Raw genomic sequence first — 22,037 nt, 5'->3', positions numbered from 1 at the left:
CGGGTGGCATCTCGAACACCTGCAATCGCCCGTATTGGCTGGGGTCGCTCTGGGCCACCATGAACGCGGCCAGGTTCTGCTGTTTGTCACCCTGGGAGATCGGCACCAGGGCCTGCAGCAGAAGGAAGCTGGCGTTCTGGGCCGCCGGCAGCCGCATCTCGAGGTACTGGGGGTCCATGCGCTTCTGGGAGCCGGCCACGACGAAGCCCTGGGCGTCGGTCGTCAGGGTCTGCAGGCTGCCGTTCGGCGGGCCCTCGCCGCCGCTCTGGGCCACGTTCCACGCATCGGCGGCGTTGTAGAAGTCGTTGATCCCGGTGATGTGGTAGCGCCCATAGAGCGAGGTCTGGATGCGGAAGAGATCCTCGGGGTAGCGGAGATGGTCCCGCAGGTCGGAGCTCATGGCGGAGGCCGGGAGGAACAGCTTCGGAAAGGCCTTGGCGTAGGCCTGCACGATCGGGTCCGACCGATCCATGACATAGAACTTGAGGTCCCCGGTGTAGGCGTCCACGACGACCTTCACCGAGTTGCGGACGTAGTTGAAGTTCTGGTTCAGCCCGCTGCCGTTGGGCAGACCCGAGGTGTCGGCGAACTGCGAGTACGGATAGTGGTCGGTCGTGGTGTAGGCGTCCTGGATCCACTCGATCCGGCCGTCGACGATGGCGGCGTAGGGGTCGGAGTCGAGCTGGAGGAAGGGGGCGGCCTTGGCCACGCGCTGCTGGATGTCCCGGACCCAGAGCACCCGGGACCTGCTGGTGACCTGCCCCGAGATGAGGGTGTTGATGTCCCCGAAGCGGAGGGCAAAGGCGGCCCGCTTGAAGAACGAGCTCAGCTGCACCCCCCCGCCGCCGGTGTAGTGGCCTGTGACATTGGTCCCGTCCGGGCGCTGGTAGTCGATCTCCTGCTGCTGGGTGTTGGCGACCACGAACCCGTCCATGCCGAGGCCGTAATAGACCTGCGGCTTGGTGATCGTCGGTGCCCCCGACCCGGCCGCAACCACCGGGGGGATGTTGCTGATGGCGAAGACCGGGTTGCCGTCGGAGGTGGCGGCATTGGCCGGTGACAGGACCGCCCCGTAACCGTGGGTGTACTGGAGATGGGTGTTGACCCAGCCCTGTTCGGGCAGGTCGTTGGGGTTCAGCTCCCTCACCGCCAGCAGGGTCTGGGTCTCCTCACCGTTGAGCCCGTAGCGGTCGACGCTGAGATCCTGGCTCGGGAACTGGTAGTAGGACCGGATCTCCTGCAGCTTCTGGTAGGTCTGGGGAGCGAAGGCGGCGTCCCAGAGCCGGATGTTGCGCACCGTCTGCGCATCGAGGGTCAGGTCGGTGGCGGAGAGCTGGGTCGTGTACGGGTACTGCGTCACCTGGACGTTGTTCAGCTTGTAGGCGGTGCGGGTGGAGGTCATGTTCCGTTGCAGGTAGGGCCGTTCGAGGGCGTTCTCCGCCGGCTGCACCCGGAACTTCTGGATGATGGCGGGATAGACGGCTCCCACCACCAACGAGACGAACGCCCACAGGCCCACGCCGATGATCGGCAGGACCCAGCCCTGGAGACGGATGTTGTAGACGAACAGCCCCATCGCCACCAGCGAGATCAGGATCAGGAGGGTGAGAGCCGGGAGCTGAGCCTTGATGTCCGTGTAGAGGCCCCCGTTGACCACGCCGCGCGTCGAGAAGTCGAGGTTGTAGCGCTGCAGGTAGTACCCGATGGCCTTGAGCAGTGCCAGGGCGGCCAGCAGGAGGGAGATGTGGGCCTTGACGTACGGCGTCACCCGGTTCGACCGCGCCTGCAGGCGGATACCGCCGTTGAGGTAGTGCGCGACAACCGAGACGATCGTGATCACCACGATGGCCAGGAAGCCCCAACTGACCAGATAGGAGTAGAACGGGAGGCGGAAGACGAAGAACCCGATGTCCTTGTGGAACTGCGGGTCCTTGATGCCGAACGGCACCGAGTTGCGGAACAGCAGCCACTTGTTCCACTGGGCGGCGGCGCCCGTCCCGACCAGGAGGGCAAAGACCACCGATGCGACCACCCGCACCTTCCCCACGTGCGGGCCCACCGCCTCCCGGTAGCGCTGCACGAACTCGTCCTCCGGGCCGGAGAGACGGTAGGTCGGAGCCATCCGGTCGGCCACGGCCAGATTGAGCCACATGGCCAGGAAGAAGACGGCGCTGAACACGGCGGCCAGGGCCAGCTTGGTCGCCACCACCCCGGCCCATACCGAGGTCAGGTGGATGGACCCGAACCACAGGTAGTCGGTGTAGAAGCCCGCGATCCCCCGCAGGGAGAAGATGAGGACGATCACCACCACGACGACGATCGCCAGGACGATGCGGCCCCGCGAGGGCCGCCGGCGGCGCGGTCGATCGGTGGTGGCGCGCATGCGCGGGAGAGGTTAGGTGAGGGCCGGCGCCAGAAGGCAGCGGCAGCCCGGGTGGGCGGGGGGGTGCTGCTGGCCGGTCGGGAAGCTCTCTCCTGCCGTGGTGGGCCCGGCCAGGGCGTTGTCGTCGCAGTCGGGACACGGGGTGTCGTCGTCGACGACCCAGCGCAGCCTGGTGCCGCCCGGTACCGCCGCCAGGACCCCGGCGGTGAACGAGTCCACCACGTAGTCCATGGCGAGGGACTCGACCCGCTCCCCCTTCCAGGCCCGGTAGGCGGCGCTGGCCCCCTCGGCCAGATCCTCGGCCTCACCGCCGTCGGGCGCCTCGAACAGCGCCGTCAGGCGGGCCCGCAGCTGAACCACCAGCTCGGTGGCCAGGGCGTCGGCCACCGCCCCGTTGCGGCCATCGGGCTGCGGGGAGGCTCCCGGGAAGACCTCGGCCGCGAACAGGGTGCCGGCCCGGAAGGCCTCCTCCATCAGCGGCCCGACGGCTGTGGCGTAGGAGCCCCGGTGCTCGGTCTCTTCCGGAAGCAGCGGTCCGGCGCCCCCCCGGCCGGCGGCGCGCACCCGGTCGAGCATCTCGTTCTGGTCGTCCTGCAGGGTCCGCTTGAGCCGGCGGGCCAGCCGCTCGTGCACCGAGCCGAGCATCCGGTTGCGCATGTCGAGGAGCGGCGCCTCCGCCGCCTCGTCGTCGGGCTCGGACTCGGGCTCGTCACCACCGGATACGGCGGCGGCTTCGGCCTCGTCGTCAGCCGGCGCGGTCTCCCCCACCGCTCCGACGGCTGCGACTTCGGGCGCCGGCGTCTCCCCCTCTGGTTCGGTGACATCACCGGGCGACTCCGCCAGCACGGCCTCAGCGTGTTCACGCGCCGCGGCCCGCTCGGCGCGTAGGCGGGCGAACAGATCGTCCACCGAGGCGTGCTGTTCATCCTCCTGGAGCCCGGCGTCGGCGCTGACCGGAGCGGAAATCTCGGCGGCGGAAATGGCGCCGATCGCTTCCGCCGCCTCCTCCTCCTCGTCCGCGGACGGCGGTGGCGCCGCCGAGCGGATGACCCGCACGCCCTCCCCCGGTTCCGGGGCGTAGGACGCCGGGGCCTCGGTGACCGGGCGGGGCCGTCCCCGGCGCAGCAGGCGCAGGGCGCCGCGCCGCTCCATCTCGGTGTACGACTCCTCGTCGTCGTCTTCCGGCTCGGGCGGGCCCTGGGCGCCGGGAACGGACGCAGCGTCCGCCCCTTCCGCGGTCGCCACGTCCTCGGTCGCCACCTCCGCCGCAGCCGGCTCCACCGGGCCCGCCAGCGGCTGACCGGCCTCCAGCTCACCCGTCGCGACTCCGCCGGACGGGCCCGCAGTGGCCGCGGCCTCACTGGACCGGGCCTCCCCGGCCGTGGCCGCACTGGGCGCGGCCTCGAGGGCCACCGGCTCACCCGCAGCCAGTGCGGCGAGTGACTGCTCCAGGCCGGCCATGACCTTGGTCAGGCCGTCGAGCGGGGAGCTGAGAGCCGCCCCCGCCTCGCGCTCGAGGTCGGAACCCTCGAGCTCGGGATCGGTGAGGGCCCGCACCCGCGCCTCCTCGGCCGCGGTCTTGGCCTCGATCGCGACCCGGTCGAGCGAGTCGACGGTCTGGTCCAGCATCCGCCGTACCTCTTGCAGCGCCACCAGGATGGTCTCCCGGCCCGCACCGAGCTGCTCGACCTGGGCGTGCATGATCCGCCGGCGGCGGGCCAGCTCCCCGAGCACCTGGCCCTTCAGCGCCTCCGACTCCTGGGACAGCTCGTCGCAGCGCGTCCGGGCCTCCTCGAGCGCCGCCGCCGCCTGCTGGCGGGCCCGACCCAGGACGGCGGCGACTTCCGCCTCGGCCGCGGCGCGGATGGAGTCGGCGGCGGCCTCCGCCTCGATGGTCCGCTCACCCATGACCGTCTCGGCGACCGCCCGGATGCGCTCCGCTTCCTTGTGCGCCTCCCCGAGCACCCGGGCGGCGTGCTCCTCGGCCCGCCGCCGCACGTCGCCGCCCGCCTCGTGGGCGGAGCGAAGGATCTGGGCCGCCTCCTGCCCCAGCGCCGAGGTGAGAGTGTCCTCGTCCAGGCGAGGGTGCAGCACGCGGTCGCGCGCCTCCCGCAGCTCCGCCCGCAGCTCCTTCTCGGTGCGGTCGTAGGCCTCGAGCTCGTCGGCGATCCGATCGAGGAAGCCGCGCACCTCCGCCTGGTCGAATCCCCGGAAGGCGGACGAGAACGAGCGGCGCCGGACCTCTTCTGCGCTCACCGCTCGAGAATACGACCTGGGCTCGCTCGGACCGTTCATGCTCGGGCCGGCCGGCGCCCGCTTCGCGCCGACCTGCCCGTGGGCAGGATGACCGAGACACGGGTGCCCCGTCCCTCCTCCGACGCAAGCTCGACCGAGCCCCCGTGGGCCTCCGCCACTCTCTGCACCAATGGCAGTCCCAGTCCCAGCCCGCCGAACTGCCGGGTGTCGGACGGGTCCCCCTGGACGAACTCCCGGAAGGCATCGCCCGCCTGCTCCGGCGGCATGCCCCAGCCCTGGTCCTCCACGGTGAGCCGCAGCGCCCCCGTGCCGGCCGCTTCGGCGGACACCACCACCCGTCCCCCGTCGGGGGAGAACTTCACCGCGTTGTCGAGGAGCTCGTCGAGGGCCAGGTCGATCCAGCGGCGGTCCATGTCGGCGTCCGGGATGCCGCCGTCCTCGTGAGCGACCACCTCATGGAACTGGGTGACCTTGGCCTGCCACCGCTCGGCGGCGTCGACGACCAGGCTGGCGACGTTCACGGGCGCCAGATCCAGGCCGAGCCGGTTTCCCCCGGCCGAGGCGAAGAACTCGAGCATCTCGACGGTGCGCAGCAACCGCCGCGACTGCTCGAGGATCTCCTGGTACCACACCCGGGCCCGATCCTCGGGAACGTCGCGGTTGGCGAGCAGCTGGCTGTAACCGAGGATCCCGGTCAACGGCGTTCGCAGCTCGTGGCCGACGCGGGAGAGGAACTCGGACTTCATCTTGTCCAGCTCCATCTCGGGGCGGAGATCGCGGAGAACGGTGACGATCCCGGCCCCGTTCCCCTCGCCCGGCTCGTCGTCCGCTCCGGCCACCACACCGATCGACACCGCGACCGGTATGGGGCCGCCGCGGGTGTCGAGGGTGGCGCGGTCCTCACCGGGGCGGGGGGCGCCGCCCTTCGTCAGCAGACCGGCCAGATCGGAGCCGTCGTCGAGGCGCGCCTTGAGGACCGACCGCGCCGGACGTCCGACGGCGCGGGAGCGGGGGACGCCGACCAGGCGCTCGGCGGCGCGGTTCCACTCGCTGACGGTGCCATCGGCGTCCACGGCTACCAGGGCCTCACCCATTCCGGCGATCACCGACTGCATCCGGTCGCGGAGGTTCGCCTCTTCCTGGGCGGCCAGGCGCAGGGCCGCCGCCTGCTCCTCGATGGACTCGGCCATCGAGTCGAACGCCTCGGACAGGAGCCCGATCTCGTCTCCGGCCGTGAGGTCGGTGCGCACCATGGCCTCTCCCGAGCTGATGCGGCGGGCGGCGCCCGTGAGCTCGCCCAGGGCCCGGCTCAACCGGTCCGCCACGGCGACGGAGAGGAGGAAGGCGATGATGGCCCCGCCGAAGGCGATCAGGAACAGGGTGCGGAACAACGACTGGCGGCTGCTGTCGACGACCTGGGCCGAGGTCTCGACGAGGGCGGCCATGACCGGGCGCCCGTCCCCCCCCAGGACCACCGCGGCAGCGGCATAGCGGTCACCGGTCGCGAGCGGCGCCGGCGCCCGCCCCCCCGCCGCGTGCGACGCCGCCGCCAGGGCGTCGGCCGGCTGAGCGCGGGCCGAGGCCGGGTAGGCGCTCACGACCTTTCCACCCGCCACCAGCGCCACGCCGAGGGTGCTGTCGTCTCTCACCAGCGCGGACAGATAGGAGCGGTCGAGGGGGCTCAGCACGACCGCCACTCCCCCGACGGCATTGGACCCGGCGACCTTGGCCGGGTATGCGGCCACATCGAGCGCCCGGCCGGCGGCCAGGCCGACGGTGCCCCCGGGCTGGCCCGTCTGGACCGAGCGGGCCACCAGGTTCGACCCGGCCACCGCCGGCGCCACTCCTGCACCGATCGTGGCCTCCAGCCGCGGGGACGTCGCCAGCACGCGGCCCTGGTCGTCGACCCACGCCAGCCCCACGGTCGAGAAGAACTGGGTGGACAGCGTGGTGAGGGCGGACTGCAGGGCCGGGCCCGACCCGCCCGGACCCACCAGGCCGAGGCCCTGAACTCCCGCGGCGACCAGCTTGGCGTCGGCCAGGTCGGCCTGCCACGAGTCGGTCACGGCCGTGGCCACCGAGGCGGCGCGCGACTGCAGGCGGCGGAAGGCGTCGTCGCGAACCGTTCCCGACAGCACCGTCGACAGCGCCACCGACAGGGTGACGACCACGAGCAGCAGGGTCCCGGCGGCGGTGGCGGTGAGGCGCGCCCCGATGGCCCGCCGGCTGGCACCGACCAGCGCAGTGCCGGCCAGGGCGGCGCCCGCCACCAGCACGGCCTCCTCGGCGTACAGCGAGCCCTGCAGTCCGATCGGGCCGGCGGCCCCCACCAGCAGTCCGGCGGGCATCAGGAGAGCCCGGGCCACCGGACCTCCGGTCCATCCCTTGCGGGCCAGCGCGCCGATCAGGAGCAGCACACCGGCGGCCACGCGCAGGCCGACGACCGCGGGGGGCGCCGCATCGGCGGCCTGGACGGCCCCGTGGACGAATGCGCCGGCGGCGCCGGCGGCGAAGCCGAGGGCCAGCGCCCCCGCCGGCCCGCGCCGCACCGTCAGTAGCGGAGCCCGCAGCGCCAGCAGAGTGGCTCCTGCCAGGCAGACCAGGAACGCCACCATCTCGGCGGCGAACTGGAACTGGGCAGCCGGCGCTCCCATTGTCCCCTCGAGAAATCCGGCGCGTTCGGCCGCTTTTTCCGGCTCGGATCCTACTTAACGCCCGCCGGCGCGGGAGGGAGCCCCGCCAGGCTCCCGCCGTTGCGGGCGATGGCCTGCAGCGCCTGCTCGAAGGTCGACACCGCCACCACCTTGAGGCGGGGACCGGCGTGGCTCACCGCGTCGTGGTACTCCCCGGGGGGGACGAGGAAGAGGGTGGCGCCGGCGTCGGCCACCGAAACCGTCTTCTGAGCAACTCCCCCGACGTCGCCGACGGTCCCGTCCGGGGCGATGGTGCCGGTGGCGGCGATGCGCCCGCCGTTGGTGATGTTGGCCCCGGTCAGCTCCTCCAGGAGGCCCAGGGCAAAGGCCAGGCCCGCCGACGGGCCGCCGATGCCCCGTGAATCGATGGTGATCTTGAACGGGAAGTTGAACCGGTCCGCCTTGGTGATCAACTGCACCCCGAGGAAGCCCTGCTTGGCGTTGTCGGGGCGCCTGGCCAGCACGACCGACACCGCCCGGGTGGCACCCGCCTGGTCCTGCACCTGCATGCTCACCTTGGTGCCGGGCGGGGACGCCGCCAGGATCTGGGCCGCGTCCTGCTCGAGCGGAGTGGCCCGGCCGTTGATCCCGACGATCACGTCGTCAGGCTTCAGCACGCCGGAGGCCGGCGTGTGCGCCACCACGGCCACCACCAACGTGCCCGCGCCCTGTTCGGTCACCTGGTATCCCGCCCGACGCATGGCCACGACCTCAGCGTCCTCCTGCGACGCGGTCATCTCGGCCTGGTCGAGTTGCAGCAGCTGGCTGGGCGTCAGGTTTCCCGCGATCTGCTGCGAGGAGATCAGCTGGTCGTTGCTCCGGGACCACGAGAGGAGGAAGTCGGCTATGTGGGCCTGCGCCTGCAGCACGGTGGTGAGGAGAACCTGGCCACTCACCGGGTGGCGGTGGTCCTTCGGCACGTTGATCAGCTCGCCGACGGGTGCTGTCGGTCCCGGCGAGAACAGGAAGTACGGGATCTGCACCACCCAGAGGCTGACCACCTGCCCGAGCACGAGCAGCGCCAGCCCGACGCTCGCAACGCCGAGGAGCAGCCTGGAGGCGCGACGGTGGTACATCGGATTGGCGGCCCGTCTTCAGACGAGGAAGGCGCCGAGGGCCGGCACGTCCGCGCCGGAGAACATCGCCCGGTACCAGAGGTTGGCCATTCCCTCGACCAGGCGGTCCGGATCGGCGTCCCCCCCGGGAGGCGGGGCCAGCACGAAGTGGGTGAACGCCACCCACTCCACCATCGACGACAGCGCCGTGGCCCAGACCGCGGCGTCGAGCGGCTGCACCGCCCCCGCCGCCTGCAGACCCTCGAGCACCCGCTCGGTGCGCTCGATGAACGGGCGCCGCAGCTCGACCCACATGGCCTCCAGCTCCGGATCATCGAGGGCGCCCTGGATCAGCGCCCGCCACAGGCCGCGGTGGCGGGAGAAGACGTCGAGGAAGGTCCGGATGGCGGCGCGCAGCGACTCGACGGGATCGGCGCTGTCCCACAATGAGTCCCCGGCCTCGTACATCTCCCGGCACACCTGGTACACGACCCGGGAGAAGACGTCGCGCTTGTTGCGGAAGTACAGGTAGAAGGTCCCGTGCGCGGTGTGGGCGGCGCGGGTGATGGCGCCGACCGTGGCGGCCTGGTACCCCTTGGTCTCGAACACGAGCCGGGCCGCCTCGAGCAGCTGGTCGGCCGTGAGCTCCGCCCGCCGTTGCCGCTTGGTGCGCCCTTCGGTCATCCTGGACGACCGTAGCCGACCAGGAATCACGCAGAAGGGTCGCGGCGGCGGCCGGTCATCAGGGCCAAGAGGCCCTGGCCCGCGCCCACCTCTCCGATCCCGACGGCTCGGTGCGAGCCACGGCGCTGGCCGCCCTCGACCGCATGGGCCGGTTGAACGGTCCCGACCTGGACGCGGCCCTGGCCGATCCCGACGCCGCGGTTCAGAGGCGGGCGGCGCAGGTGTCGGCCGGCCATCCGGAGATCCCGCTGGCGGGCCGGCTGGTCGAGCTGCTGGCCGGCGAGCCCATGGTGGCGGAGATGGCGGCGTGGGCCCTCGGAGAGAGGGAGGCATCGGGGGTGGCCGTGCCCGGGTCCGTCCTCGACGCCCTGATACGCACGGCGGGGGACCATCCCGATCCGCTGTGCCGGGAGGCGGCCGTAGCCGCGCTGGGGGCCATCGGGGACCAACGGGGGCTTCCCGCCATCCTGGCCGCCACCGGGGACCGGCCGGCCGTGCGACGCCGGGCCGTGCTGGCCCTGGCTCCCTACGACGGCCCCGAGGTCGACGCCGCCCTGGAGCGGGCGCGCCACGACCGGGACTGGCAGGTGCGTCAGGCGGCCGAGGACCTCACCTCTCGCCCATGAACATGACCTTGAGCGAGTCGAAGGCCTCGAGGCACTTGCCGGCGCCGAGGGCCACGCACTCGAGGGGCGCTTCGACCAGGTTGACCGGGAGCGACGTCTCCTCCTGCAACCGGCGGTCGAGCCCCTGGAGGAGACCCCCGCCGCCGGACAGGTGGATGCCCTCGGTCATCAGGTCCTGGGCCAGCTCGGCCGGGGCCTGGCCGAGGCACTGCACGACCGAGTCGACGATGGCCCCCACCGTGTCCTCGATGGCCATGCGCACCTCTTCAGGAGAAAGGATCACCGTCTTCGGAAGCCCGGTCATGAGGTCCCGACCGCGCACCTCGGCCTTCATGGCGTCGTCCATCGGGAACGCCGAGCCGATGGCCATCTTGATCTCCTCGGCGGTGCGCTCACCGATGGCGATTCCGTACTCGCGGCGGACGTAGGCCTGGATGGACGCGTCGATGTCGAAGCTGCCCACGCGGATCGCCTGCAGCGCCACGATCCCGCCGAGCGAGATGACCGCCGTCTCGGTCGTGCCGCCGCCGACGTCGACGACCATGTTCCCCAGCGGCTCGTGGATGGGCAGGCCGGCGCCGATGGCCGCCGCCATGGGCTGCTCGATGAGGTAGGCGGCCTGGGCCCCGGCCCGCCGCGCCGCCTCCTCCACCGCCCTTCGCTCGACCTCGGTGATGGCCGAGGGAACGCAGATCAGGACCCGGGGCCGGTTGAACCGCGAGACCCCGGCCCGCTCCAGCAGGAGCCGGATCATGCGCTGGGTGATGTCGAAGTCGGTGATGGCGCCCTTGCGCAGGGGGCGCACGGCCACGATGTAGCCGGGCGTGCGCCCGATCATCTGCCACGCCTCCTTCCCCATGGCCAGGACGTCCTGGTTGCGCGAGTTGAAGGCGATCACGGTCGGCTCGTTGAGGACGATGCCCCGTCCTCGGGAGAAGACGAGGGTGTTGGCCGTGCCCAGGTCGATGGCCAGGTCGCGTGCCAGCCGCCTACCTCCTCCTGCGGCGCCCGGCGGGATCCGGGGCGTCGGGGGCGAGGGCGCGCAGCTCCCGGGAGAACTCCTCCACCGTGGACTGCAGCGACCGCGGCCGCCGGTTGCGGAGAACCACGATCAGAGAGGCGAGCAGGCTCACGATGACCGCCGCCCCCAGGTACAGCAGGTTCATCACAGCCGGGTCACCTCCTGGGCGTTCGTCCCCCAGTCGGAGCCGCCCTCCCAAGTCTCCGACTTCCAGATCGGAACGGTCGACTTCAGGCTCTCGATGCAGAAGCGGGCGGCGTCGAACGCCTCGGCCCGGTGGGGGGCGCTCACCACGACCACCACCGAGCAGTCGGTCACCACCAGCCGCCCGGTCCGGTGCAGCAACGCCACCCGCCCGAGGTCCCAGCGGGTCCGGGCCTCGGCCACGATGGCGTCGAGGCGGGGCACGACCTGCTCCTCGTAGGCCTCGTAGGTGAGCTCGCTGACGCCGGCACGGCCCTCGGCGTGGTCCCGGACCGTGCCGAGGAACGTCACCACCGCCCCGCAGTCGGGCAGGACACTCCACGCGGTGGCGGCGTCGACGGGGAGCTGCTCGGTCGTGAGCGCGGTCCAGTCCCGGCCCTCGGGACCGGCGCCCACCTGGGACTTCTGCACCCCACCCACGGCCCCGAATGGTACGGCAGGGCGGAGGGGCGACCGTCTGGGGCGGGGGAAGCGTCGGTAACCTCGCCTGCATGACCCCTTCGGGCGTGGGGGACGACGGCGCGCCGCACGACGAGGACGACGGATCGTGGCGCCGCCCGCCGCCTCCTGACGACCGCCTCTGGCGCCACCCGTCGGAGCTGGCCCTGCCGGAGGTGCGGCGCCTCGGGCGCCCCGCCCTCTCGGTGCTGGCCGGTCACCTCGTCGGCGCCGCGCTCGCCACCGCTGGCGTGGTCCGGGTCGGCGGGGGGAGCGAGCCGGCCGCCGACGCCACCGCCAACGGAGGTGCCCACGGCTCCGGCTCCCACACCGCCTCCGGCGGTCTCAGCGTCGTTCCCACCGCGTCGACCCTCGGCACCGCGACGGTGGGCCCCCTCGTCGCCGCCACGGTGGAGCGCGTCTCCGGCGCGACCGTGCGGGTGGCCGTCGAGCGCGACGGCACCACCCAGTGGGGCACCGCCTTCTCAGACGGCTCGGAGGATCTGGTCGTCACCTCTCGGTCCCTGGTGCGCGGCGCGTCCGGTCTCTCGGTGGTGATGCACGGCGGGACGCACTCTGTGGCCACTCTCGTCGGCGCCGACGCCATGAGCGGCGTGGCCGTCCTCCGCTGCGACGGCCAGCTGCTGCCGGCGGCGCCGGTCTCCGCCGGCCCTCCCCGCACCGGTGACGTGGTGCTGACGCTGACCGACGGGGGTATGGCCGTGGGTGTCGTGACCGCGGTCGGCGTCGACACCCGGGACAGCGACGGGGATCCGGTCCTCGACGCCATCGCCACCGACCTCCCGGCCGGCTCGGCCGCTCTCGGCGCTCCGGTTCTCGACAGCCATGGGGACCTGGTCGGGATGATCGTGAGCTCCGGTGCAGGCCGACAGACGCTGGCCGCTCCGGTCGCCTCCGTCCGCGCCGCCGCGGCCCAGCTGGCGTCCTCCGGAACCGTGGCCCACGGGTGGCTGGGCGTGGAGGAGGTCACCGCGACACCCGTCGGTCTGGCCATCGGGTCCGTCGATGCACACAGCCCCGCGGCAGGAGCGGGCATAGCGGCGGGGGACCTGATCGTGGCCGTCGACGGCCGGCAGGTGCGGACGATGGAGGACCTCCAGGCGGCGGTGGCGCTGCGCTCCCCGGGCCAGACGGTTTCGGTCGCCCTCCAGCGCGCCGCCCGGCAGTGGACCGTGCGCGTCGTCCTGGCCCGGTTGGCGTCGTCGTGACCGTAGGCTCGGCGGGTGAGCTCACCGTTCCCGGCCGAGGGCGGTAACCCCTTCGAGCTGCTGTTCTCCCAGCTGGGGCAGATGTTCCGGTCCAGCGGACCGGTGAACTGGGACCTGGCCCGGCAGTTCTCCCAGTGGAGCGCGGCCGAGGGAACCGACCTCGGCAACGTCGAGCCCCTCGAGCGCATCCGGCTCGAGGAACTGGTGAAGGTGGCCGACCTCCACGTGGCGGACGTGACCGGGCTGCCGACCTCGAGCACCGGCCGGGTCGTCACCGTGCGGCCCGTCACCCGGGCCGACTGGGCCGTCCAGACCCTCGAGGCGTGGAAGCCCCTCCTCGGCGCCCTGGCCGGGTCGCTCAACCAGGCGGCGGCCGAGGGGTCAGCCCCGCAGGCGCCGGGCGGCCCCGGCGCCGGGGCGGACGAGGAGGATCTGGCCGGCGGCCTGGAGGGGATGCTCCGGCCCCTCATGCCCGGCCTGCAGGCCGCGTTCCTCGGCCTGCAGTTCGGCTCCATGCTCGGGTCCATGGCCCAGCGGGCCCTCGGTCAGTACGACCTCCCGATCCCGCGGCCGCCGGGGGACGAGCTGCTGGTGGTGGCCCAGAACGTCACCGCCTTCGCCGCCGACTGGAGCCTGTCCGCCGACGACGTGCGGCTCTGGGTCTGCCTGAGCGAGGTGACCCACCACGCCGTGCTGGCCCGGCCCTCGGTGCGGTCCCGGCTGGAGGAGCTCCTCACCGCCTACGTATCCGGGTTCGACCCGTCCGCCGCCAGCCTCGAGGACCGGTTGGCGGACGTCGATCCCTCCGACCCCTCGTCCCTCGAGCGGGTTCTCGGAGACCCCGCCGCCCTCCTGGGCGAGATCCAGAGCGACGAGCAGCGCCGGCTCCTGCCCCAGCTCGCCAGCCTGCTCGCGGTGATCGAGGGCTACGTCGACCACGTGGTGGACGAGGTGGGGCGGCGCCTCATCGGCTCGCACGGGCCCCTCACCGAGGCCCTGCGACGGCGCCGGGTCGAGCGCGGTCAGGGGGAACGGATGGTCGAGCGCCTCCTCGGCGTGGAGCTGCGCCAGGAGCAGTACGACCGGGGGACCTCGTTCATCCGGGGCGTCGTCGAGCGGGCCGGCCGCGAGGCTCTTTCCCAGCTGTGGACCCTGCCGCATGCGCTGCCGACGCCCTCGGAGGTCGAGGCTCCGGGGCTGTGGCTGGAGCGCATCTCTCTGCCGGGCAACTGATTCCCCGCCGGACCCGGCCGGCGGTCCGTCACCCACCGTCACTCGTTGTCCACGGAGACCCCGGCCCCTCGCGAAACAAAAAGTCGACGCGCGTATATGAAAGTTCTCATACGACAACGAAAAGACACGGGGAGCGGCGAGTCGGACACCTCCCGCGGCCGCGATGGGCCCCCACCAGGACCGTCAGCGCCATGTCGAGCACGTGGCGCGCAATGACGCCGGCCATATATGAAAATTCATATACGACACGAAAAAAGCATTTCGCGGGTACCTGGGGGGAGGAGCTCGCCGCTCAGCTGAGCCCGCGCCTCAGGGTGGCCCGGGCCGCCGCGGATGCCGCTCAAGCCCGGAGCGCAGGATGTCGATGTCACCACGGTGACTGATCTGGCTCAGGACCGCGACGACATCCAGGCCCTCATGGCGCCGACCCGCACCCCCAACGTCTACGCCGCCCTCGAGCGGCTCAACGACGAGCCCACGCCCGAGCCGGCCACGACGGCCCCGTCCGCCCCGACGGCCACGGCCGCCACGGCGGAGATGCCGGTGGCCGCCGAGCGGGTCGACCGGGCCATGGAGTGGTCGGCCCTGGGCAATGATCCCGCTGCCGACGAGACCGAGCCATCCTGGGCGGCCATGGGCGCCGAGCCCGTGGGCCCCGAGGTGCTGCGCTGGCGCCGGGAGGACGATGACATCGTCCCGAGCGGGACCTCCGGTGGCGGGCGGGGGCGGATGCGCCTCCAGCTGCGCCGCCGTTCCGCCGCCTAGGCACCGCTAGACCAGCTCGGCTTCCTCCTCGGGGACGCCGAGGTCCCACTCCAGGTAGATGTTCTCCCTTTCGGCGTCGCGCGCCACCCGCTCCCGGTTGCGCCGGAACTGCGGGTCGTGGGGCGGCAGGAGCACGAGCCGGGCCAGCGCCCGCTGGCGGAACTCCTCCATCAGCACCCGGTCCCCGAAGTCGGAGTGGACCTCCCAGTGGGGTGCCACGGGCCCGAGGTAGACGACACGGGCATGGCCCCGCGGCGGCTCCGGGGGACCCTGCTGCTCCTCGACCGGTTGCGTCATGAACCTGAAACTATCCGACCCCGTCCTTCGTTATTTCGGACATGGACTGGATGCGCAGGGCCAAGTGCCGGGAGATCAACCCGTCCGTCTTCTTCCCGAGCGACGGGGTCGGGGTCGAGATCGCCCAGCGGATCTGCGAGGGCTGCCCGGTCCGGACCCCCTGCCTCGAGTACGCCCTGGCCAACCACATCGACCACGGGGTGTGGGGAGGCGCTTCGGAGCGGGAGCGCCGGCGCATCGCCCGCCGGAGGCGGCGGGAAGCCGTCACGGCGAGCCGGTGAGGTCCCCGACCAGGTCCCGGGCCAGGCCCCGGGCCCGGTCGAACAGCGACTGCGACCGGGGGCGCATGGCCATCGATCTGGCCGCGGCCGGAAGGTCCTCGGGGTCACCCACGAGCGTCACGACCGACGCCCCGTCCTGCCAGGTGAACGCCTCCTCCCCACCCCGCCCGTAGGAGACGCCCTGGTAGCCGGCCAGGCTGGCCGTCCGCGCCGCCGGGTAGGAGGCGTCGACCACCAGCTGGCCCGGCTCCTCGAGCACCAGCAGCTCGTGGGGCGCCGACCCGTACAGGGCGCCGACCATGCTCCCCACCTGGCGCAACCCGACGAGGGCCATGCCGTCCAGCGTCTGGGGGGCGAAGTACCCCGCCGGCACCTCGGCGAGCGCCGTCCCCGAAGGCAGCCCCGGCAGGGACGAGCCCACCTCCGCCATGGGGGGCCGCACCGCCCGCGCCGGCGAGGCGGCGTACAGGGCCGCCCCGATGGCCGTGCCGGCCAGCGCCACCCCGCCCGCCACCCGGCGGAGCACCCGGCGCAGCCGGGCCCCGAAGCGCTCGGACAGTCCGGGGGGCGGCTCGAGGGGCGCCATTCCCCGCAACAGGCGGCGGGCGTGGGACAGCCGGTCGAGCTCCTCCCGGCACACCTGACACGACGCCAGATGGGCTCGCACCGAGGCGGTGGAGTCGGCTTCCAGCTCCCCGTCGAGGTAGGCCGAGAGCCGGTCCCCGGGGTGTTCGGGCACCCGGCTCATCCGCCCAGTGCCCGCCGCAGCAGCGAGCGGCCCCGATGGATGCGGCTGCGCACCGTGCCCAGCGGCACCGACAGCGTCTCGGCTATCTCCTCGTAGGAGCGCCCGGCCACGTCGCAGAGCACCACCGGAACCCGGTACTCGACCGGCAGCGCCATCAGGGCCGCCTGCACGTCGGCGCTGATCGAGGTGGCCAGCAGGTCGTCGTCGGCTCCGGGCGCGGCGCCGAGATCCCGGTCGGGGTCGTCGTCGAGGGGAACCTCGGGCCGGCGGCGGGTCTGGTCGATGAAGCAGTTGGTGGCGATGCGCGTCAGCCATCCCTCCATCGATCCGGGCTGGTAGGTGCGCAGGCCCCGCCGGACCCGGAGCAGGGTCTCCTGCACCAGGTCCTCGGCGTCCTGGCGGTCGGCGGTGAGCCGGAAGGCCAGGGTGTACAGGAACCTCCCGTAGTCACGCGCCACCTCCTCCCACGCCGGGATGCCGTCGGGGGAAACGTCGGCGGCATCCGCCCGGGTTCCCGCCCTCCCCGTCACCCCTGCCATGGAGTGACCTCCACGACGCCGAGGCCCGCCTCCGACCACCCCGCCGGGGTACCGGCCGGCTCGGGGGCGTGGGCCGGGGCCCGGACCGGCCGGGCCGTCCACAGGGGGTAGGCCGGGCGCTGCGCCGCCGGGGGCAGGCAGCGGGCCCCGGCCACCGGGATCGGTCCCTCCGCGTGGTAGGCCTCGCCGCCCCCGAGCGCAGCCAGGACCGCGAGCACGGCGCCGGCGCCCGGGCCCGCCTCGACCGCCACGTCGAGCCGTCCCCCGGCCACCACGTCCAGCCCGGTCAGGTGCTTGGCCAGGACCGCGGTCGGGGCGGATCCGGCCCCCACGACCGCTCCCACCCGGACGTCCACGCGGCGGGCCAGGGCGGCGAGGAGGGCCACGCCGGCGAGGTCACCCGTCCCCCACAGCCGCCCCGCCCCGGCCGACGCGGCGCGACCGCCCCATTCGAGCGCCTCGTCCCAACCGGTCTCCGCCGGGATCAGCAGCCCGATCTCAGCGGAGGAGGTCATCAGGTCAAGGGTACGACGGCGGGGCGCGCGAGCCTGCGAGCCGTGCTCGAGTGCGTGGTCAACGTGAGCGAGGGGCGGGACCCCGAGGTGCTGGCCGCTCTGGCGGAGGCGGCCGGTCGCCAGCTGCTCGACGTGCACACCGACGCCGGCCACAACCGCAGCGTGCTGACCCTGGCCGCCCGGGACAGCGAGGCCCTGGAGAAGGCGGTGCGTGACCTGGCCCGGGAGGCGTTGGCCTGCCTCGACCTGGGCCACCACGACGGGGTCCACCCCCGCTTCGGGGTGCTCGACGTCGTCCCGTTCGTGCCGATCCCGCCCGGGGCCATCCAGGCCGGGGACGGGGAGGCCGGGGGCATGGGGGAGGCGACGGGGGCACGGGATCGCTTCGCCCGGTGGGCCGGGGAGGTGCTGGAGCTGCCGTGCTTCCTCTACGGCCCGGACCGGGATCTTCCGACCGTCCGGCGTCAGGCCTTCCGCACCCTGGCCCCCGACACGGGCCCCTTGGCGCCCCACCCGAGCGCCGGCGCCTGCGCCGTCGGGGCCCGGGGGGTGATGCTGGCGTGGAACCTGTGGCTGGCGGACCGGGACCGTGGGGCGACCGCCCGGGTGGCCACCGCCCTCCGGGGGCCCGCCGTCCGGGCCCTGGCCTTCGAGCTGCCGGCGGGGGTCCAGCTGTCGTTCAACCTGGTCGACCCGCTGCGGGTCGGCCCGGCCACGGTGTTCGACGCCGCGTCGGCGGCGGGCGCCAGGGTCGTCCGGTCCGAGCTGGTGGGTCTGGCTCCCGCCGCCTTGCTGGAGCGGACCGAGCCGGCCCGCTGGGCGGAGCTGGACCTCCACCCCGACCGGACCATCGAGGCCCGGCTGGAGCAGTCAGGGGGATAGCGCCCCGGGCGTCAGGCGGTGGCGCCCCGGCGGGCCAGGGCCCGGGCCCGGCGGATCCGGCGGCGCTCCCGCTCCGAGAGCCCGCCCCAGATCCCGAACTTCTCCCCGTTCGCCAGGGCGAACTCGAGGCAGTCCTCGCGCACCACGCACCCCCGGCAGACCTCCTTGGCCTCCCGCGTCGAGGCACCCCGCTCGGGGAAGAAGAGGTCGGGGTCGACGCCGAGGCAGTTGGCCCGCTCCTGCCAGTCGTGCCTGCCCCTGCCCACCGCCGCAGTCATCATGATGTCCATCCGTGGCCTCCCTCTGCATATCACGGATGTAATTACAATCGTGTCATCTTCCCCCGGGACGCGCAGATATGCAAGAGGGGCCAAGGAAAAACCCCGAAATGGAGTTGGCCAGCTAGGCGGTGCGCCGAGATTGACGCAAAGCGCGCCGCTGCTCGATGAAGTCCACGAGCACGTAGTCGCCGAGGGTCTCCGGCGTGGTGAAGAAGGCCCGGCCCTGGTTGAGGCGGGTCAGCTTCTCCACGAAGTCCTTCAGGTAGCCCGTGGCGTCGAGCATGAAGGTGTTGATCCGGATGTCCTCCCGGGTGCAGCGGGCCACCTCCCGGAGGGTGGCGTCGACCGTCTCCTGGACGGGCGGGTAGTGGAAGAACACCTCCCCGTCGGCCATCAGGTGGGCGGTGGGCTCCCCGTCGGTGATCATGATGATCTGCTTGGTCCCCGTCTGGCGGGCCAGCATCCGCCGGGACAGGGTGAAGGCGTGCTGCATGTTGGTCCCGTACACGAAGTCCCAGGAGACCTCGGGCAGCTGCTCGGGCTTGAGCTCCCGGGCCACCTCCGAGAACCCCACGATCCCGAGGTAGTCACGCGGGAACTGGCTCGAGATCAGCGAGTGCAGCGCCATGGCCACCTTCTTGGCGGCCAGGAAGTTGTCCCGCATCGGCATGGACAGCGACAGGTCGACCATCAGCACGGTGGCCGCCCGGGTGACCACTTCGGTGCGCTCCACCTCGAAGTCGTCGGGTGAGAGCCGCACCGGCACCCCCCCGCCGGTGCGCTGCAGGGCGTTGCGCACGGTGCGCTCGATGTTGAGGTTGAACGGGTCCCCGAACTCGTAGGGCTTGGTCTCGTAGGCGCGCTCGTGACCCACGCCCGTCGGGTCGGTCTGGTGTCGTCCCAGGCGGTCCCGGGCCAGCTTGGTGAACAGGTCGGACAGGGCGTTCTGGCCGATGCGGCGCATGCCCCGGGGGGTGAGCTCGAGGCGCCCCTCGCGCTGCTCGATCAGCCCCGCCTCCTCCAGCATCTTGGCCAGCTCGGACAGCCGGTCGAGGGAGCGGGCGGCGTCGTCCCCCAGCAGCTCGCGCGCCCGGTCGATGTCGACCTCGGCCAGCGCTCCCGGGCTCGACGCCGAGCGCATCAGGTTCTCCAGCTGGTCGAGGTCCCCGAGCTGGTCCATCAGCTGGGCCGCCTCGGCGAAGCCCAGCGGGTCCTGGCCGCTGAAGTTGTAGCGGCGGTCCCATCCCGCCTGCGGGAACGCGGACCGGAGGTTGCCGGCCAGGCGGTCGACCTGCCAGCGCAGGTCGAGGTCCTCCAGCAGCTGGTTGGCCAGGCCCTGCAGCTGGGCCCGCTGCTCGGGCGTCATCGAGTTGAGCATCGACTGCATGGCCGCCATCTGCTCGGCCATCTGCTCGAGCAGCTCGTCGAGGGTCTGGGGATTGCCGGGGAAGAACTGGCCGAACTGGTCCATGAACTGCTCGAAGCTTGGGTCGAGGGGCTCGCCGGCCTCGCGCTGCTCGAGCATGCGGTTGAGGGCGTTGAACATGTCCTTCATGGCCTGCATGTCCTCGGGCGTGGTGGACTGCATGGCCCCGGCCATCTGGTTGAAGTAGCTCTGCATCAGCTGCTGGCGCAGCTTGTCCATCAGGGCGTCGAACTTCTCGCGCGCCTCGGACGAGGTGAACTCGTAGTCCTGCAGGGCCCGGACCTGGCCAGCCAGGTCGGGCGGGACCATGTCGAGCTCCATGCGCCGCTCCTGGGCCACGCCCTCGGTGACCTCCTGGCGGCGCTGGTCCCCCGACTGGTGGGCCTCCTCGACCAGCTCGTCGATGCCGGCGCGCTCCATGTCGATGACGTCGCGCAGCTCCTGGGCTATGTCGTCGTACACCCCGCCCAGGTCGTAGCGCTCCAGCTCCTCCCGCCGGCGCTTGCGCAACTGCTCCATCAGCTGGCGCATCCCCTGGACCCGCTCCCCGTTGCGGTCCCGGAACCCCGACTGCATCATCCGGCGCAGGGCGGCGTTCAGGTCCCCGTGGTACAGGAGGTCGTCGGTGATCTCGGCCAGGACGTCGTCGGCGTCGAGCTCGAAGCCGACCTGGCTGCCGTCCCAGCGCGAATAACGGAACCGACTCAATGTCGTCTCCCCGGCCCGGGCCCCGACCCCGCCTCGTCCGCCCAGGCGGGGGCCTCGGCCCCGCCGACGGCCGTCACCCGCGGCCCCGGTAGGTGGCCCGGCCGCCGGTGGCCTCCTTGTTGAGGCGCTTGGACAGGTGCAGGCCCTCGAGCACGAACTCCATGGCGCTGGCGACGGCCGCCGGCGTCTCGCTGCCGGCCAGCTCCATCACCGGTGCCTTCAGCACGGGCATGTTGGCCAGGGCGTCGACGTACTTGGCCGAGCCCACATCGTCCCCGGCGTGCACGACCGTACCCTCGTCGAACGCCAGCACGACGTCGCGGAAGCGGTCCATCGGGCAGCGGGCCTTGAACACGGTGAGCACCGACTGCTTGAGGAGCTGCTCGATGACGTGCTCGTCCCGGCCCTCCTCCAGCGTCTCGATCTCGACCTTGCCGGCCGTGGACGACGCCAGGGCCTCGAGATCGCTGACCCGGGGCACCACGTCGGGCTCACCGGCGCGCAGGGCCCGGCGGGCGGCATTGGCCACGAGGGTCTCGTAGTTGGCGATCGAGAGCCGCACCGACACGCCGGAGCGCTGGTTGATCTTGGAGCTGGACCGGGCCAGATGGGTGAGGGTGCCGACGACCTCGGCCATGAACTCGGGCACCTGCACGCGCAGGCCCACCGCCTGCAGCGGGTTGGACTCCTGGCGCACGACCTCGAGCTCGGTGTCCACGTCGAGCGGGTAGTGGGTGCGGATCTGGGCCCCGAAGCGGTCCTTGAGCGGGGTGATGATGCGACCGCGGTTGGTGTAGTCCTCGGGGTTGGCCGAGGCCACCAGCATCACGTCGAGGGGGAGGCGGATCTTGTAGCCCCGGATCTGGACGTCGCGCTCCTCGAGCACGTTCAGCAGGCCCACCTGGATGCGCTCGGCCAGGTCGGGCAGCTCGTTGATGGCGAAGACGCCCCGGTTGGTCCGGGGCACCAGCCCATAGTGGAGGGTCAGCTCGTCGGAGAGATAGCGGCCCTCCGCCACCCGGATGGGGTCGACCTCACCGATGAGGTCGGCAATCGACGTGTCGGGGGTGGCCAGCTTCTCCCCGAAGCGCTGGTCGCGTCCGACCCATTCGATGGGGGTGTCCTCGCCCCGCTCGGCCACCAGCTCCCGGGCGTACCGCGAGACCGGGTGATAGGGGTCGTCGTTGATCTCCGAGCCCGCCACCACCGGCATCCACTCGTCGAGCAGGCCGACGAGCGAGCGGATCATGCGGGTCTTGGCCTGACCCCGCTCACCCAGGAAGATCACGTCGTGACCGGCGAGGAGGGCGTTCTCCAGCTGGGGCAGCACCGTCTCCTCGTAGCCCAGCACCCCGTCGACCAGTTGTAAGCCGTCGGCGATGCGGCGAACGGCGTTGCGCCGCACCTCCTCCTTGACCGGAACTGACTCCCATCCGGATTCGCGCAGCTGGCCGAGGGTGGCGGGTCGAGAGGTCATATGTCCGGGAGCCTACGCTCCGAGGCGTGCCCGGTCGTCCCGCGGCTAGCCCCGCCACTCTGGTGCGGCGGGCCCGCTCGGTGCGCGCCACCGCGCTGGCGATCGTCGCCGTTCTCGCCGTCGCCGTCACCGGCGCGCTCGTGGTCGGTGGGGGCCCGGCGGCGTCGGGCGCCCCGGGGTCGGGCCGGGTGGCGGCGGGCCGCACGGGGGCGGCGACCCCGCCCTCGTCGTCCCCGGTTGCGCCCACGGCGCCCGCGGTCCCGGCGGGCCGGACCGTGGTGACCGGCACGGTCACC

The 22,037-nt window shown here is 72.6% G+C and carries 22 protein-coding genes; 7 read left to right on the top strand and 15 right to left on the bottom strand.

Annotated features, from left to right (window positions below):
* From VFW24_15300 to VFW24_15280, 5 genes are all read right to left on the bottom strand, one after another.
* Window positions 1–2,383: UPF0182 family protein (locus tag VFW24_15300; GenBank protein ID HEX5268131.1), on the bottom strand; the 2,383-nt coding region annotated here is incomplete at its 3' end.
* A 12-nt stretch (window positions 2,384–2,395) separates the two neighbouring features.
* The gene (locus VFW24_15295; protein HEX5268130.1) at window positions 2,396–4,639 is read right to left on the bottom strand and encodes a DivIVA domain-containing protein; all 2,244 of its coding nucleotides are present in this window, start codon (window positions 4,637–4,639) and stop codon (window positions 2,396–2,398) included.
* 35 nt (window positions 4,640–4,674) lie between these two features.
* A complete protein-coding gene (locus tag VFW24_15290) occupies window positions 4,675–7,293 on the bottom strand; it encodes an ATP-binding protein (GenBank protein HEX5268129.1) in 2,619 nt (872 codons plus the stop codon).
* 50 nt (window positions 7,294–7,343) lie between these two features.
* The gene (locus VFW24_15285) at window positions 7,344–8,408 is read right to left on the bottom strand and encodes a PDZ domain-containing protein (protein HEX5268128.1); all 1,065 of its coding nucleotides are present in this window, start codon (window positions 8,406–8,408) and stop codon (window positions 7,344–7,346) included.
* Between the two features lie 18 nt (window positions 8,409–8,426).
* On the bottom strand, window positions 8,427–9,071 hold the full coding sequence (locus VFW24_15280; protein ID HEX5268127.1) for a TetR/AcrR family transcriptional regulator: 645 nt from the start codon (window positions 9,069–9,071) through the stop codon (window positions 8,427–8,429).
* 110 nt (window positions 9,072–9,181) lie between these two features.
* Here VFW24_15280 and VFW24_15275 point away from each other — a divergent pair, with 110 nt between their 5' ends.
* Window positions 9,182–9,697 (top strand): HEAT repeat domain-containing protein, encoded by a 516-nt coding sequence (locus VFW24_15275; protein HEX5268126.1) that lies wholly within the window; start codon window positions 9,182–9,184, stop codon window positions 9,695–9,697.
* On the opposite strand, the gene VFW24_15270 is transcribed toward VFW24_15275, so the two are convergent.
* From VFW24_15270 to VFW24_15260, 3 genes are read right to left on the bottom strand one after another with little or no spacing between them, the layout of a single operon-like run.
* Window positions 9,681–10,682: a rod shape-determining protein gene (locus VFW24_15270; GenBank protein ID HEX5268125.1), complete on the bottom strand. Its 1,002-nt coding sequence runs from the start codon at window positions 10,680–10,682 to the stop codon at window positions 9,681–9,683. The two genes, VFW24_15275 and VFW24_15270, sit on opposite strands and share 17 nt — an antisense overlap.
* Before the next feature lie 4 nt (window positions 10,683–10,686).
* Window positions 10,687–10,863, bottom strand: coding sequence for a hypothetical protein (locus tag VFW24_15265; GenBank protein ID HEX5268124.1), 177 nt, complete (start codon window positions 10,861–10,863; stop codon window positions 10,687–10,689).
* Complete coding sequence (locus VFW24_15260; protein HEX5268123.1) at window positions 10,863–11,342, bottom strand: molybdenum cofactor biosynthesis protein MoaE; 480 nt, start codon at window positions 11,340–11,342, stop codon at window positions 10,863–10,865. The genes VFW24_15265 and VFW24_15260 overlap by 1 nt, the downstream gene beginning before the upstream one ends.
* A 71-nt stretch (window positions 11,343–11,413) precedes the next feature.
* On the opposite strand from VFW24_15260, the gene VFW24_15255 reads away from it, so the two are divergent.
* The 3 genes from VFW24_15255 (at window position 11,414) to VFW24_15245 (ending at window position 14,587) form a co-directional block, all read left to right on the top strand.
* Window positions 11,414–12,589, top strand: coding sequence for a S1C family serine protease (locus VFW24_15255; protein ID HEX5268122.1), 1,176 nt, complete (start codon window positions 11,414–11,416; stop codon window positions 12,587–12,589).
* Between the two features lie 15 nt (window positions 12,590–12,604).
* Window positions 12,605–13,822: a zinc-dependent metalloprotease gene (locus VFW24_15250; GenBank protein ID HEX5268121.1), complete on the top strand. Its 1,218-nt coding sequence runs from the start codon at window positions 12,605–12,607 to the stop codon at window positions 13,820–13,822.
* Between the two features lie 375 nt (window positions 13,823–14,197).
* Complete coding sequence (locus VFW24_15245) at window positions 14,198–14,587, top strand: hypothetical protein (protein HEX5268120.1); 390 nt, start codon at window positions 14,198–14,200, stop codon at window positions 14,585–14,587.
* A 6-nt stretch (window positions 14,588–14,593) separates the two neighbouring features.
* Here the strand turns inward: VFW24_15245 and VFW24_15240 are convergent, their stop codons facing one another.
* Window positions 14,594–14,884 carry a hypothetical protein gene (locus VFW24_15240; GenBank protein ID HEX5268119.1) on the bottom strand — a complete coding sequence of 97 codons (291 nt, stop codon included), beginning with the start codon at window positions 14,882–14,884 and terminating at the stop codon, window positions 14,594–14,596.
* 50 nt (window positions 14,885–14,934) lie between these two features.
* On the opposite strand from VFW24_15240, the gene VFW24_15235 reads away from it, so the two are divergent.
* On the top strand, window positions 14,935–15,165 hold the full coding sequence (locus tag VFW24_15235) for a WhiB family transcriptional regulator (protein HEX5268118.1): 231 nt from the start codon (window positions 14,935–14,937) through the stop codon (window positions 15,163–15,165).
* On the opposite strand, the gene VFW24_15230 is transcribed toward VFW24_15235, so the two are convergent.
* The 3 genes from VFW24_15230 to VFW24_15220 are packed head-to-tail and all read right to left on the bottom strand — an operon-like array spanning window position 15,149 to window position 16,967.
* Window positions 15,149–15,904 (bottom strand): zf-HC2 domain-containing protein, encoded by a 756-nt coding sequence (locus tag VFW24_15230; GenBank protein HEX5268117.1) that lies wholly within the window; start codon window positions 15,902–15,904, stop codon window positions 15,149–15,151. The two genes, VFW24_15235 and VFW24_15230, sit on opposite strands and share 17 nt — an antisense overlap.
* A 5-nt stretch (window positions 15,905–15,909) precedes the next feature.
* Complete coding sequence (locus tag VFW24_15225; protein HEX5268116.1) at window positions 15,910–16,452, bottom strand: sigma-70 family RNA polymerase sigma factor; 543 nt, start codon at window positions 16,450–16,452, stop codon at window positions 15,910–15,912.
* Complete coding sequence (locus VFW24_15220) at window positions 16,440–16,967, bottom strand: hypothetical protein (protein HEX5268115.1); 528 nt, start codon at window positions 16,965–16,967, stop codon at window positions 16,440–16,442. Before VFW24_15220 ends, VFW24_15225 begins: the two co-directional genes overlap by 13 nt.
* A gap of 42 nt (window positions 16,968–17,009) precedes the next feature.
* Between VFW24_15220 and VFW24_15215 the strand changes: the two genes are divergently transcribed.
* A complete protein-coding gene (locus tag VFW24_15215) occupies window positions 17,010–17,849 on the top strand; it encodes a hypothetical protein (GenBank protein HEX5268114.1) in 840 nt (279 codons plus the stop codon).
* 11 nt (window positions 17,850–17,860) lie between these two features.
* Here the strand turns inward: VFW24_15215 and VFW24_15210 are convergent, their stop codons facing one another.
* From VFW24_15210 to VFW24_15200, 3 genes are all read right to left on the bottom strand, one after another.
* Window positions 17,861–18,139: a WhiB family transcriptional regulator gene (locus VFW24_15210; GenBank protein ID HEX5268113.1), complete on the bottom strand. Its 279-nt coding sequence runs from the start codon at window positions 18,137–18,139 to the stop codon at window positions 17,861–17,863.
* A 112-nt stretch (window positions 18,140–18,251) separates the two neighbouring features.
* Entirely contained in the window at window positions 18,252–20,264 is a 2,013-nt protein-coding gene (locus VFW24_15205) for a hypothetical protein (protein HEX5268112.1), read from the bottom strand.
* Between the two features lie 73 nt (window positions 20,265–20,337).
* Window positions 20,338–21,741 carry a sigma 54-interacting transcriptional regulator gene (locus VFW24_15200; protein ID HEX5268111.1) on the bottom strand — a complete coding sequence of 468 codons (1,404 nt, stop codon included), beginning with the start codon at window positions 21,739–21,741 and terminating at the stop codon, window positions 20,338–20,340.
* Between the two features lie 26 nt (window positions 21,742–21,767).
* Between VFW24_15200 and VFW24_15195 the strand changes: the two genes are divergently transcribed.
* Window positions 21,768–22,037: hypothetical protein (locus tag VFW24_15195; protein ID HEX5268110.1), on the top strand; the 270-nt coding region annotated here is incomplete at its 3' end.

This window comes from Acidimicrobiales bacterium (assembly GCA_036273495.1).
Lineage (GTDB): Bacteria > Actinomycetota > Acidimicrobiia > Acidimicrobiales > JAJPHE01 > DASSEU01.
The sequence above is the reverse complement of the archived record's forward strand: the minus strand, read 5'-3'. Positions and strand labels throughout refer to the sequence as shown.

Bases quoted from the DNA above. Each gene is read 5' to 3' on its own strand.
- VFW24_15200 (HEX5268111.1), bottom strand. From the start codon at position 21,741: ATGACCTCTCGACCCGCCACCCTCGGCCAGCTGCGCGAATCCGGATGG.
- VFW24_15265 (HEX5268124.1), bottom strand. From the start codon at position 10,863: ATGAACCTGCTGTACCTGGGGGCGGCGGTCATCGTGAGCCTGCTCGCC.
- VFW24_15290 (HEX5268129.1), bottom strand. From the start codon at position 7,293: ATGGGAGCGCCGGCTGCCCAGTTCCAGTTCGCCGCCGAGATGGTGGCG.
- VFW24_15210 (HEX5268113.1), bottom strand. From the start codon at position 18,139: ATGGACATCATGATGACTGCGGCGGTGGGCAGGGGCAGGCACGACTGG.
- VFW24_15285 (HEX5268128.1), bottom strand. From the start codon at position 8,408: ATGTACCACCGTCGCGCCTCCAGGCTGCTCCTCGGCGTTGCGAGCGTC.
- VFW24_15235 (HEX5268118.1), top strand. From the start codon at position 14,935: ATGCGCAGGGCCAAGTGCCGGGAGATCAACCCGTCCGTCTTCTTCCCG.
- VFW24_15255 (HEX5268122.1), top strand. From the start codon at position 11,414: ATGACCCCTTCGGGCGTGGGGGACGACGGCGCGCCGCACGACGAGGAC.
- VFW24_15220 (HEX5268115.1), bottom strand. From the start codon at position 16,967: ATGACCTCCTCCGCTGAGATCGGGCTGCTGATCCCGGCGGAGACCGGT.
- VFW24_15280 (HEX5268127.1), bottom strand. From the start codon at position 9,071: ATGACCGAAGGGCGCACCAAGCGGCAACGGCGGGCGGAGCTCACGGCC.
- VFW24_15240 (HEX5268119.1), bottom strand. From the start codon at position 14,884: ATGACGCAACCGGTCGAGGAGCAGCAGGGTCCCCCGGAGCCGCCGCGG.
- VFW24_15225 (HEX5268116.1), bottom strand. From the start codon at position 16,452: ATGGCAGGGGTGACGGGGAGGGCGGGAACCCGGGCGGATGCCGCCGAC.